Raw genomic sequence first — 12,293 nt, 5'->3', positions numbered from 1 at the left:
TAGCCGAAACCCGGCGTGCCCCAAGGCTGCTGACCACGCCCCGGAGGCTTTATGAACGCCGCGCAGCCAACACCTGAAAGCACAGATGCCATCGATGCCATGCACAGGATTTTCCAGCAGCAGCAAAAAGCCTTTCGTGCCGCCCCGATGCCATCCGCTGAACAGCGCATCAATGCCCTGAAGCAATTGAAACAGGCGCTGATCGATTATCAACAGCCCCTGATCAAAGCGATCAGCAGTGACTTTGGCCGCCGCAGCGCCGATGAAACCTTGCTGGCCGAATTGCTACCCTCGGTCGAAGCCATCAAGTACAGCACCAAGCGTATCCGCGGCTGGATGAAGCCCTCGCGGCGCCAGGTGGGTATGGCCTTTCAGCCGGGCAAGGCGCGGGTGGTGTATCAGCCGCTGGGCGTGGTCGGCATTATCGTGCCCTGGAATTACCCGCTCTATCTGGCCCTCGGCCCATTGGTGGGCGCGCTGGCTGCGGGTAACCGGGCGATGATCAAGATGAGCGAATCCACTCCGGAAACGGCCACTGTCCTGCGGCAAATGCTGGCCAGCTGTTTCGGTGAGGATGAAGTCGCGGTGATCACCGGCGAGGTTGACGTGGGCCAGGCCTTCTCCAAACTGCCCTTTGATCATTTGTTGTTTACCGGCGGCACTGAAATCGGCCGCCATGTGATGCGCGCGGCGGCGGAGAACCTGACGCCGGTGACGCTGGAGCTGGGTGGCAAGTCACCGGCGCTGATTGCGCCGGATATGCCGATTGCCGATGCCGCCGAACGCATTGCCTTTGGCAAGGGCTTCAACGCCGGGCAAACCTGCGTGGCGCCGGACTATGTGCTTTGCCCTGAAAGCAAGGTAGCCGAGCTGACCGAGGCGCTGAGCAAGCGCCTGAGCACGATGTATCCGACCCTGCGCGATAACCCGGATTACACCTGGATCGTCAATCAATGCCAATACCAGCGCCTGAGCAATTGGCTGCAACAGGCCGAAAGCCAGGGTGCGCGGCTGATTCCGATCAACCCGGCCAATGAAGACTTCAGCGATACGCGCATCATTCCGCCGACGCTGGTACTGGACAGCGATAACCAGATGACGCTGATGCAGGAAGAGATCTTTGGCCCGATTCTGCCTATCGTGCCCTACGCGGACCTGCAGCAGGCGCTGGATTACATTGCCGACCGCCCGCGCCCCCTGGCGCTGTATTACTTTGGTTATGACCGCCACGAGCAGCAACGCATCAGCGAGCTGACGCATGCTGGCGGCATGTGTATCAACGACACCATTTTGCACGTTGCCCAGGATGACATGCCCTTTGGCGGTGTCGGCCCCTCTGGTATGGGCCACTACCACGGCCACGAAGGCTTTCTGACCTTCAGCAAGGCCAAGGGTGTGTATATCAAGCAACGCTTCAACGGTGCACGGCCTATCTATCCGCCCTATGGAGGGAAGTTGCTGCAGTGGGTGTACAAGCTGTTTATTCGGTAAGAGTGCTGTTACGTCAAGGCAAAGGAAACACTGATTGAACCAGCTCCGTGCTTCAGCCTGATTGCCAGAAATTTGCTGGCCAAATTGCAGGTAAAGAACAACAAAAAAGTGGTCCAGCCACACAAGTGAGGTTAACGATGTCCTCTATTACCCAAGCCCGGTTGAGCCGCCGCGAGCTGCTTAAACTGGGTGCCGGCGCCAGTCTGGTGCTTACCACTGTTGGCGTTACCGCCACTCTGACCCGTTGCAGCAGCAGTGACCCAGCGACCGATTATCAGGTGCTGCGAAGCAACGATCTGGTTATTCTCGGTGTCATACTGCCCGCCCTGATTGGTGCCCACCCGGCCATGCCTGCGCAAGTGCCAGCAGCCCTGCGCCAATTGGACTGGAGCCTGTCATACATGTCCACACAGATTCATCAGGACCTGTATGAAATGCTCGACCTGCTCAACATGGGGGTAACCCGAGGCCCAATGACCGGCATCTGGGGCAGCTGGGAAAAGGCCCAGCCAGAGCAGGTTGCCCACTTCCTGCAACGCTGGCGTGACAGCCGTCTGGCCTTGCTGCGCCAAGGCCATAACGCACTGACGCAACTGTTGCTCATGGCCTGGTACGCGCTGCCTGCCACATGGGACAGCATCGAATACCCCGGCCCGCCGGCCATCTGACCAGGAATTCCCCATGTCGATACCCGATATCTATACCCAGGGCATTGCCCGTGGCTGGCAGGTCACCGATGCTACCAGCCTGGAAACCGACAGCAGCTTTGACGCCGATGTGCTCATCATCGGCACCGGTGCCGGCGGCGCGACCAGCGCAGAAATTCTCGCCCAGTCCGGCTTGCGCGTCCTCATGGTTGAAGAGGGCGGGCTGTTTACTTCCAGCAGTTTCAAGGGCGACGAAGCCAAGGCCTATGCCGAGCTGTATCAGGAAGGCAGCGCTCGCTCGACCAGTGATGGCGGCATTGTCATCCTGCAGGGCCGCGCTGTTGGCGGTACCACCACGGTCAACTGGACCAGTAGCTTCCGTACCCCGGAAGCCACCTTGCAGCACTGGGCCGAAGCACATCAGGTCAAGGGGCTGGACAGCACCAGTATGGCCCCCTGGTTCCAGCGCGCCGAAGAGCGCCTGGGTATTGCTCCCTGGGCCGTGCCACCCAATGCCAACAATGATGTGTTGAAATCCGGCTGCGAACAGCTCGGCTTGCACTGGGCGGTGATTCCACGGAATGTGCGCGGCTGTGCCAATCTGGGTTATTGCGGTACCGGCTGCCCGCTGAATGCCAAACAATCCATGCTGGTTACCAGTGTGCCCGCAGCACTGGATGCTGGCGCGCACCTGATTCATCGTCTGCGCGCCGAACGTCTGGTATTCGACGGCGATCAGGTCACCGGCGTGGAAGCCCGTGGCATGAACCACACCATGACCCGCGCCGACGGGCCTCGTGTGACTCTTCGAGCCAGGCATGTGGTGCTCGCCGGCGGCGGCATCAACTCGCCGGCCCTGTTGCTGCGCTCGGCAGCGCCTGACCCCCATGGCCGGCTGGGTAAGCGCACCTTCCTGCATCCAGTCAACTTCTCGGTAGCACAGTTCGATAAACGCATTGACGGCTTTTACGGTGCGCCGCAATCCATCTATTCCGATGAATTCCAGTGGGATCAGGGCCCCACCGGCCCCATGGGCTTCAAGCTGGAAGTACCGCCAATGCAACCCAGCCTGATCTCTGCAACCCTGGGCGGGCACGGCCAGCAGAGCCTCGAACGCATGCAACGTCTGGCCTACAGTAATGTGATGATTGCCTTGATGCGTGACGGCTTTCACGGACAAAGTCAGGGCGGCCAGGTGGTGCTGCGCAAGGATGGCAGCCCGACACTGGATTACCCGTTGAATGACTATCTCTGGGCAGGCGCCCGTCGGGCCTGGCAAGCCATGGGCGAAATCCAGTTTGCTGCGGGCGCCAAAGCCGTGTTGCCGGTCCATGCGCACGGCCGTCTGAGCCGCAACCTCGCCGACTACAAAACGCAGATCGAGCAATTGAGCTATCGCATTTACGACGTCCGCCTGGCCAGCGCACACGTGATGGGAGGCTGTGCCATGGGTGAAGATCCCCAGCAGGCGGTGGTCGACAGCCAGGGCCGACATCATCAACTGAGCAACCTCTCGGTGCTCGACGGCTCACTGTTCCCGACCAGCGTCGGCGCCAATCCCCAGCTGTCGATCTACGGTCTGGTTGGCCGCCTGGCCAGTCAGTTGAGTGATGACCTGGTGGCCTGACAGCACTCCGGCCGGGCCAGCATGCCCGGCCGAAACCATTTAGCCGCTTGGCCCCGCTTTGGCGTTGGGCTACCATCTGCAGTTCACGTCCTTGATCCAGGAACCGCCCGATGAATACTGCGCTTTATCCCGGCACCTTCGACCCCATCACCAAAGGCCATACCGACCTGGCCGAACGGGCGTCCAAGCTGTTTGACCGTGTAGTGGTCGCCGTTGCGGCGAGCAACAAGAAGAACCCGGCCTTCGAGCTTGAGCAGCGGGTTGAACTGGCGCGCGAAGTGCTGAGCCACCTGCCGAATGTGGAAGTGGTGGGCTTTTCCTCGTTGCTGGCGCATTTCGTCAAGGAAGTCGATGCCAATATCCTGTTGCGTGGCCTGCGTGCGGTCTCGGATTTCGAGTATGAATTCCAGTTGGCCAATATGAACCGCCAGCTCGCCCCGCAGGTCGAAAGTCTGTTCCTGACCCCCTCGGAAAAGTACTCTTACATTTCTTCCACCCTGGTGCGTGAAATTGCCTCCCTCGGTGGCGATATTTCCCAGTTTGTACACCCGGCAGTGCATGAAGCCCTGCTCAAGCGCTATCACGACTGATACCGCCTGCTTTCCCGGAGCATTTGTATGGCCCTGATCATTACCGATGACTGCATCAATTGTGATGTCTGCGAACCCGAGTGCCCGAACAACGCCATCTCCCAGGGTGAAGAGATCTACGTGATCGATCCCGATCTGTGTACCGAGTGCGTCGGCCACTATGACGAGCCCCAGTGCCAGCAGGTGTGCCCGGTGGACTGCATTCCACTGGATCCTGCCCATGTGGAAAGCAAGGATGAGCTGATGGACAAGTACAAGATCATTACCGGGGAAGCATGACCTCACGCCTTCGCCTGACGCCCTTCCCTAGCCTGCAGGGCCTGCTGCTCAGTCTGCTGCTGAGCTTCTCGCTGTCCCTGCAGGCCGCTCCCGAACGCCACGCCATTGCCACCGCACACCCGATTGCCACCGCCGCTGCAGACCAGATCCTCAACGCCGGCGGCAACGCCTTTGATGCCGCCATTGCCGCCAGTGCGACCCTGGGCGTGGTTGAACCCTATGGCTCTGGCCTGGGCGGTGGCGGCTTTTACCTGCTGCGCCTGGTCGAGGACGATGGCAGCGTGCGCCACCTGTTTGTCGATGCCCGCGAAACGGCTCCGCTCAAGGCACACCCGGACTTGTACCGTGATGAAGGCGGCGACGTACAGCGTGCACCCAGCATCAATGGCGCCCTGGCTGCTGGCATTCCCGGCCTGCCGGCAGCGCTGGTGCACCTGGCCGAGCACTACGGCAAACTGCCGCTGAGCCAGAGCCTGGCGCCGGCGATTACCGCCGCAGAACACGGCTTTGCGGTGACCACGCGTTATCAGGCACTCGGCGGCTTTCGCCTTGAAGCCATGCGCAGCGACCCGGAAACCGCCCGCCTGTTTCTGCGTGACAACGAGATTCCTGCCGAGGGCACCCTGATCAGGCAACCCGAGCTGGCCCAAACCCTGCGTTTATTGGCAGCCAATGGCCGCGCCGGTTTCTATCAGGGCCCGGTGGCCGAGCAACTGCTCAAGGGCGTGCAGGCTGCCGGCGGTATCTGGCAGCAAGCCGATTTTGACCAGTACCGGATCATCGAACGGGAACCGGTAAGCTTCAGGCTCGGGGATACCGAGGTGATCAGCAGCCCCCTGCCCTCTGCTGGCGGCATTGCCCTGGCGCAGATACTGCAGGGCCAGCAACACCTGCCCGCCACGGATTACGCCAGTACCGCCCGGACCCATCACCTGGTCGAACTGATGCGCCGCAGTTATCGTGATCGCTCGGTGCTGCTGGGGGACAGCGACTTTGTTGACGTACCGGTCGCACACTTGCTCAGCGCCGACTATGCGGCACAACTGGCCCGACAGATCGACCCCGAGCAGGCCACTCCCAGTGCCAGCCTGGGCGAGCCGCAGCTGTTCAGTGAAGGCAACAACACCACGCACTTTTCCTTGCTGGATGCCCAGGGCAATGGCGTTGCCGCCACGCTGAGCATTAACCTGCCCTTCGGCGCCGCCATGACCATCCCCGGTACCGGCGTGATTCTGAACAACGAGATGGACGACTTTGCCGCCGACATTCATGGCGTCAACGAATACGGCCTGGCCGGGGGCAAGGCCAATGCCGTCGAGGCCGGCAAACGCCCGCTCTCCAGCATGACCCCGACCATCCTCGACAGCCCGGACCAATTGATGCTGATTGGTACGCCCGGCGGCAGCCGTATCATCACCATGGTACTGCTCGGCATCGAAGCCGCCCGCCAGGGCGCCAACGCCGAACAGATCGTCACCCGCCCGCGCTTTCACCACCAGTATCTGCCCGACCGTATCCAGCACGAAAGCGACACCTTCAACGCCGATGAGCGCAAGGCGCTGGAAGCGCTCGGCCATGACCTGCACGAAGTCGGCCGTGACTACGGCGACATGCAGCTGGTGATCTGGCACAAGGGCAGCGACACACTCGAGGCCGCCAGCGACCCACGCGGCGTAGGCGAGAGTCGCGTTGAAGCTGCGGCGCCCTGATCAGGCGAAAATATCCTCTGCATAACGCCCTCGCTCACGCAGGCCGGCAAACCAGGTAGCGGCTGCGGCCTGGTCAACGCCTTCGCGTTCGGCCCAGGCGCGGATCAGGGTATCGCGCACGGCCGGAGCCATTTTTTCGCCCTCGCCGCAGACGTACAGGCTGGCGCCCGCTGCCAGCTGGTCCATCACCTGTTCCCGCTCACGCCATAACACCGCCTGAATGTATTCGCCGTCACGCCGGCTGAAGGCGGTATGCAGGCTGATTACCCCGTCTGCCTGCCAGGCTTCCAGCTCATCGCTATAGAGCAGATCGGCCTCCGGGTTGCGGCAACCGAAAAACAACAGATCTGGCGCTTGTCCTTCAGGCCAGTTGGCGGCGCGCTGCTGGATAAAGCCACGGAACGGCGCCAGTCCGGCTCCGGCAGCCACCATGATTATCGGTTGCTGCACCTCGGCCGGGGGATGGAAGCTGGACGCCTGCACCAGCACCGGCAAACGATCACCGGGGCGCAGTCCCGCCAACCAGTTGGACGCCACACCGACAAAATCATCCTGCGCGGACCAGGCTTTGCCCTGCAGTACCGACAGGGTCAGGCTGCACTGGCCGGGGTGCTGCGCGGGCGCGGATGAAATCGAGTACTGGCGCGGGCGCAGCGGCGGCAACATGGCCAGATAATCGGCCAGCGAGAGCTCGCACCCCGGTACCCGCTCCAGCAGCTCCAGCACGCTCACACGTGGCTGGGCCAGCTCGCGCTGGAACACCTCGGGGGCCAGCAAGGCCTCCAGTTCCGCTTTTTCCGGCGGACAGCGGGTGGCAGCACAGAGCTGCTGCAATTGCTGACGGCTGACCGGTTGCGCCAGTTCCAGATAATGACTGAGCAGATCGCCCAGCGATTGCGTGGCATTCCAGAATCCGGGCACGGCATCGGCGCTGATGCGGGTATCGGCGGTCAGGCCGAAGCGCCGCAACACCCGTTGGACCTGAGCCGGCGGATTGCTCGGCAGTACTGTCAGATAATCCCCGGTCTGGTAGGTCATACCGTCGGGCAGGGCCAGCTGGATATTCCGCTTGCGCCCGTCCGGGGCGCTGTTGGCATTGGCCGTCGCGACCAGTTCACGGTTGTCCAGCACCTGCGCCAGCTGCATCTGCGGCTGATTCAGCGCCCGACAGCGCGACTGGCTTGAGGCCTGCAGGCTGATGCTGGGTGCCTGGGCGACTGATTCAATACCGCAGGCCTCTGCCAGCGTCGGCCACAGGCCGCGATACCAGTCATCAAAGGTGGCGAAGAAATCGGCATTGGCATCGGCTTCGGCGCGCGGCAACAGGGCTTCGGCCCCGGCCCGCTGCAGGCAGTCATCCAGCTTTTGCGGAATCGCCTGGTAGGTTGATGCCCACTGGCGGTTGCCGCAGCCGAACACGGCATAGCGCACACCGGTCAGGCTGTCCGCCGGCTGATCCGCCAGCCAGTCAACAAAACGCCGGGCATTGTCCGGTGGTTCGCCTTCGTAGGAGGCGCTCAACAGCAATACCGGGCCATCGGTCGGCAAGCTGCCGGTCTGCTCGTCCAGACTATGGCAGCGCGCAGCAAAGCCATTGTGGGCGGCTTCCTCGCTGATACGGCGGGCAAAGGCTTCGGCACTGCCGGTATTCGAGCCGTACAGGACCAGCAAGGGTACGCCTTTGGCGCTAGTCTCCGCGTGCGCAGTGGTTTTGGCGGTTGGCGCTTCCTGTGGCGTAGCCACCACGCCGGCCCAGCGCTGCGGCTGGTTGTTGCGGCGGCGTACCCGGATCTGGAAACCTTCGGGTTTCAGGGTCAGGGTTTCCTTGATCTGCAGCGGGTAGTTCGGGTCCACCGCTTCTATGTCAAAGCGCTGCAATAGCATGCTCAGCACCAGCATGGCTTCCTGCATCGCGAAGGGGCGACCAATGCAGGCGCGCATGCCGTTGCCAAAGGGCTTCCAGGCATTCGGCGGCAAGGCCTTTTCCAGCTCGGGGTCAAACCGCTCGGGGCGGAAGGCATCGGCATCATCGCCCCAGACAGCAGGGTCACGGTGCAGCATCGGCAACATGACCATAAGCACGTCACGCGGCGTGACCGGGTATTTGCCGGCCAGCAGGGTGTCTTCATGCGGGCTGACGGCAAAGGCCGGCGCAGTGGGCCACAGGCGCAGGGTTTCCATCAGGATCTGTTCGACATGGCGCAGCCGTGAGAGGTGATCCAGGGTCGGGATGGATTCACCCATCACCGCATCAACCTGGGCCTGCGCCTTGCGCAGCGCCTCCGGATTGTTGAGCAGAAAATACAGTGCAAAAGACAACAGTCCACTGGTGGTTTCATGCCCGGCGATCAGGAAGGTAACCATCTGATAGCGGATATTCTCATCCGACAGCCGCTCGCCGGTAACCGGGTCGACGGCTTCGAGCATGCGGTTGAGCAGGTCCGGCTTGTCGACCGGGCGCTTGCGCCGCTCGGCAATCAACTGGTCCGAGACCCCATAGAGCAGCTCGGTATCCTTATCAAACTGGCGCGCGGCCTTCTTGCGCAGCTTGTTGATAAAGGGTGGCCGCCGCGAGCGGATACCCGCCTCGGTCAGACTGCTCATCATGGCATCGACAAAGGGATGCAGGTCATCCCGATAGAAGCTGTTGAAGCGATAGTCAAAGCCGCACAGGGCGATGGTATCCAGCGTCAGACGGGTCATCTGTTCGGCGGCATCCAGTTCGACATGGGCGCCAAAACGCTCCCAGCGGGTCAGCATCTGCTCGGCGATATCCAGCATGGGCTCAAACATGTCGCGCAGCCCCATGGGGCCGAAAGCCGGCATCAGGATGCGATGCGCCTTGCCCCAGTTCGGCTCGTCGTTGTAGGCGGTAAACAGGCCGTCACCGCCAATCGCGCGCAATTGCTGCAGGGAAGCATGCACTTTCTTGGCAAAGCGGCTTTCGTCACAGACTTCGTTGGCCAGCGCCTGCGAGCTGAGCATCAGCACGCGGCCAACGGGGAAATCCAGCCGCATCAGCGGGCCGTATTCACGGACCAGTTGCATCATCGACTGGATCGGCGTTTGCGGATCAATGTCGGGCAAATTGCCCAGCCAGGGAGCTGGCTTGGGCTGCGGAATGCTGATATCGGTCATTGTTATTCTTCTCTGGCAGACGACAGGCGTGGTTCAGACGTTGCTTTTGCGTTTGCGCAGAATCCACAGGAGTACCGGCTGGTAGGCGCTGCTACCCAGCAGTCGGACCAGACGATCCAGCCAGCGCGCATCCGGACCGACCAGCACGCGCCGGGCATTGCGCTCGACACCACGCAGGATCTGCTCGGCTGCCGAGGCCGGTGTGGTGGTCTGAATCGCCTTGCGCGCATTGGCGCGGGCTTCTTCAGCGCTCTCGCCAGTGACATCGGTAACGCTGGCATCCACCCGCCCACTGTCGGCAATCCGGGTGGCAACGCCGCCGGGGTGCACACAGGTGACACTGACCGGGGCTTCGGCCATCTCCAGCTCCATGCGCAGGGCTTCGGTATAACCGCGCACGGCAAACTTGCTGGCGTTGTAGGTGCCCTGGGTGGGTACGGCAATCAGCCCGAACAGGCTGGAAATGTTGATCACGTGGCCGTCTTCGGAGGCCCGCAAATGCGGCAGGAAGGCCTGGGTACCGTGTACCACGCCCCAGAAGTTGATGTTCATCAGCCACTCGAAGTCTTCAATGCGAGCGGTTTCCACCGGCACGCTGAGCGCGACCCCGGCATTGTTGAAGATCAGATTGACCCGACCGTGTTCCTGCACCACCTGCCCGGCCCAGGCAAAGACTGCCGCCCGGTCGGCAACATCCAGCGCTGCCGTGGTTACCTTGACCCCGCTGGCTTCGCACAGCCGGGCAGTTTCTGCCAGCCCCTCGCTGTTCACATCGCTGAGCGCCAGATGGCAGCCCTTGGCGGCCAGATTCTGGGCCAGGGCCCGACCAATTCCCGAACCGGCGCCGGTAATGGCCGCCACTTTATTACTGAAATCTCGCATTGTTTTTCCTTGTTCTTATTCTGTTCCGGGCCATGCGGGGCCAGCCCGGAGCGGATACTGCAAGTAACCGGATCAGGCATCCACAGTTGGCTCGACACGCTCACGGTCAGCCGGCGACTTCTCCACCGGCTTGTCCGTCGCTGCCGCCAGAGCCGCGACCTCATCCAGCGCGGCATAGGCCAGGCCCAAATGACGCTGAATACGCAACAGATAATGCAGGTCATTGAGCAAGGATGAAGCCTGCCAACCGTCCATTTCCCGATTGCGCAGTGCACTTTGTACCTCACGCTGGAAGGTGTCGGCAAACTGCTTTTCCAGGCGTTCGTAATCGGCAAAAGCCAGACGACGCGTATCCATGCCGTCACCAACTACCGCCAGTGCATCCAGACTTTTCATGGCCTGGATGCATTGCCAGCGCAGGCGGTCATAAGCGTTGCGGATAGTCGGCTGGGCGCTGTCAATCTGGCGTCGCAAATTGGCTTGCAGATGTTTCGCCGCTTTGACCGACTCGACCAGGTCCCGCGCCGCCAGGCTGTAATCCATCAACTGCTGCTGTTGCTCCGGTAGCAAAGAGGTATCCAGGCGACTGATAAAATCGATGATATCGCCATAGACCCCTTTGACATGGCGCTCATAAAGCACATCGGCTTCCACCCGCTCATCCATGGGCACCGGTGCCTGCAGGCGAGCCAGTAACTGTTCATTGTTCAAACCGGCCTTGAGATCCGGCAGATAGAGTGCCGAACCGATCACTTCGCGGCTCAACTCCGCCAGATGGCGCACTTCCTGATCCAGTACCTTGAGTGCCGCGTCAGCATGCAACAGACTGGAGTCATTCAGATAATGAGCGCGCATCGGCGGCTGCTCGCTGAGATCGGGATGAGCCGGATCCACAGCTGCGACATCTGGCAGCCAACGCATCAGATATTTCACCATCAAAGGCACAAAGGGCAGCATGATGGCCAGCCCCAGAACGTTGAACAGAGTATGAAACAGCGCCAGTTTCAGGGTATGGGCATCAGCGGCTATACCCAGCCAGGCTGACAAATCTTCAACAACGCGCGTCAGACTGGGCAGAATGACCAGAGCCACCACGGCAGTGACCAGATTGAACAGAATATGTGCCCCGGCCAACCGACGCCCGGCATTGTTTGACCCCATGGCGCCGATTACCGCCGTAACCGTGGTACCCAGGTTGGCGCCAATCGCCATCGCCAGCGCATTGCCGTAGGCCAGTTGACCGCTGGCCAGCGCCGCCAGAGTTATCATCATCGAGGCATGGCTGGACTGCATCAGCACAGTCGCCAGCAGCCCGATAAAGGTATACACCAGGACCCCGGTCCAACCGCTGAGCTGGTAATGCTCGAGATTGAGCACACCTTCAAAGCTTTCAAAACCGGCTTTCATCAGGTCTATACCCAGGAACAACAAACCGATACCCAGCAGTACCTGACCAAGCCCCTTCCATACCGCTTCGACACGGCGACCGAGCATCACGCCGAACACCAGCAGGGGCATGGCCACCGCCGCCAGATCAATCTTCAGGCCTACCAGCGCAATCAGCCAGGCACCCGTGGTGGTCCCCAGGTTGGCGCCAAACACAATCCCGATACCGGCAATCAGGCTGACCAGGCCGGCACTCAGGAAGGCAATGGTCAACAGGGTTACCAGTGAGCTCGATTGCACCAGCGCGGTACTCACCACGCCAAACAGCAGGCTTTTCCACATGCGGTTGGTACTGCGCGACAACCACCGTTCCAGCGCACCCCCGGTAAAGGCGCGGAAACCATCCTCAAGATGGTGCATACCCAACATGAAAAGTGCGATACCCGCCGCCAGAGTGGCCAGTTCGGGGCGCCAGAAGAACAGAACAATGAGCACCAGCAAGACTGCTGGCACCCATCTGGGTGTCAGAAATGCTTTCATATGA

Annotated in this window: 9 protein-coding genes; 6 read left to right on the top strand and 3 right to left on the bottom strand. The window is 61.4% G+C overall.

Features of this window, described 5'->3' with window-relative positions; translation table 11 throughout:
- Positions 1-51 precede the first annotated feature (51 nt).
- From BLU07_RS17210 to ggt, 6 genes are all read left to right on the top strand, one after another.
- On the top strand, positions 52-1,491 hold the full coding sequence (locus BLU07_RS17210; RefSeq protein WP_092389354.1) for a coniferyl aldehyde dehydrogenase: 1,440 nt from the start codon (positions 52-54) through the stop codon (positions 1,489-1,491).
- Positions 1,492-1,628: 137 nt separating this feature from the next.
- Positions 1,629-2,159, top strand: a complete 531-nt coding sequence (locus tag BLU07_RS17205; protein ID WP_092389352.1) for a hypothetical protein — start codon at positions 1,629-1,631, stop codon at positions 2,157-2,159.
- A gap of 13 nt (positions 2,160-2,172) precedes the next feature.
- A complete protein-coding gene (locus tag BLU07_RS17200) occupies positions 2,173-3,765 on the top strand; it encodes a GMC family oxidoreductase (RefSeq protein WP_092389350.1) in 1,593 nt (530 codons plus the stop codon).
- 110 nt (positions 3,766-3,875) lie between these two features.
- Positions 3,876-4,355, top strand: coding sequence for a pantetheine-phosphate adenylyltransferase (gene coaD, locus BLU07_RS17195; protein WP_092389348.1), 480 nt, complete (start codon positions 3,876-3,878; stop codon positions 4,353-4,355).
- Between the two features lie 27 nt (positions 4,356-4,382).
- Positions 4,383-4,634 carry a YfhL family 4Fe-4S dicluster ferredoxin gene (locus tag BLU07_RS17190; RefSeq protein ID WP_092389346.1) on the top strand — a complete coding sequence of 84 codons (252 nt, stop codon included), beginning with the start codon at positions 4,383-4,385 and terminating at the stop codon, positions 4,632-4,634.
- Positions 4,631-6,343 (top strand): gamma-glutamyltransferase, encoded by a 1,713-nt coding sequence (gene ggt / locus BLU07_RS17185; RefSeq protein WP_092389344.1) that lies wholly within the window; start codon positions 4,631-4,633, stop codon positions 6,341-6,343. The genes BLU07_RS17190 and ggt overlap by 4 nt, the downstream gene beginning before the upstream one ends.
- On the opposite strand, the gene BLU07_RS17180 is transcribed toward ggt, so the two are convergent.
- The 3 genes from BLU07_RS17180 to BLU07_RS17170 all read right to left on the bottom strand — a co-directional run bounded on the left by BLU07_RS17180 (position 6,344) and on the right by BLU07_RS17170 (position 12,289).
- Complete coding sequence (locus BLU07_RS17180) at positions 6,344-9,481, bottom strand: bifunctional cytochrome P450/NADPH--P450 reductase (protein WP_092389342.1); 3,138 nt, start codon at positions 9,479-9,481, stop codon at positions 6,344-6,346.
- Between the two features lie 33 nt (positions 9,482-9,514).
- Positions 9,515-10,363 (bottom strand): SDR family NAD(P)-dependent oxidoreductase, encoded by an 849-nt coding sequence (locus BLU07_RS17175; protein WP_092389340.1) that lies wholly within the window; start codon positions 10,361-10,363, stop codon positions 9,515-9,517.
- A 72-nt stretch (positions 10,364-10,435) separates the two neighbouring features.
- Positions 10,436-12,289: a Na/Pi cotransporter family protein gene (locus BLU07_RS17170; RefSeq protein ID WP_092389338.1), complete on the bottom strand. Its 1,854-nt coding sequence runs from the start codon at positions 12,287-12,289 to the stop codon at positions 10,436-10,438.
- Between the last annotated feature and the right edge of the window lie 4 nt (positions 12,290-12,293).

Origin of the sequence: Halopseudomonas salegens (assembly GCF_900105655.1) — a bacterium.
GTDB lineage: Bacteria > Pseudomonadota > Gammaproteobacteria > Pseudomonadales > Pseudomonadaceae > Halopseudomonas > Halopseudomonas salegens.
The sequence above is the reverse complement of the archived record's forward strand: the minus strand, read 5'-3'. Positions and strand labels throughout refer to the sequence as shown.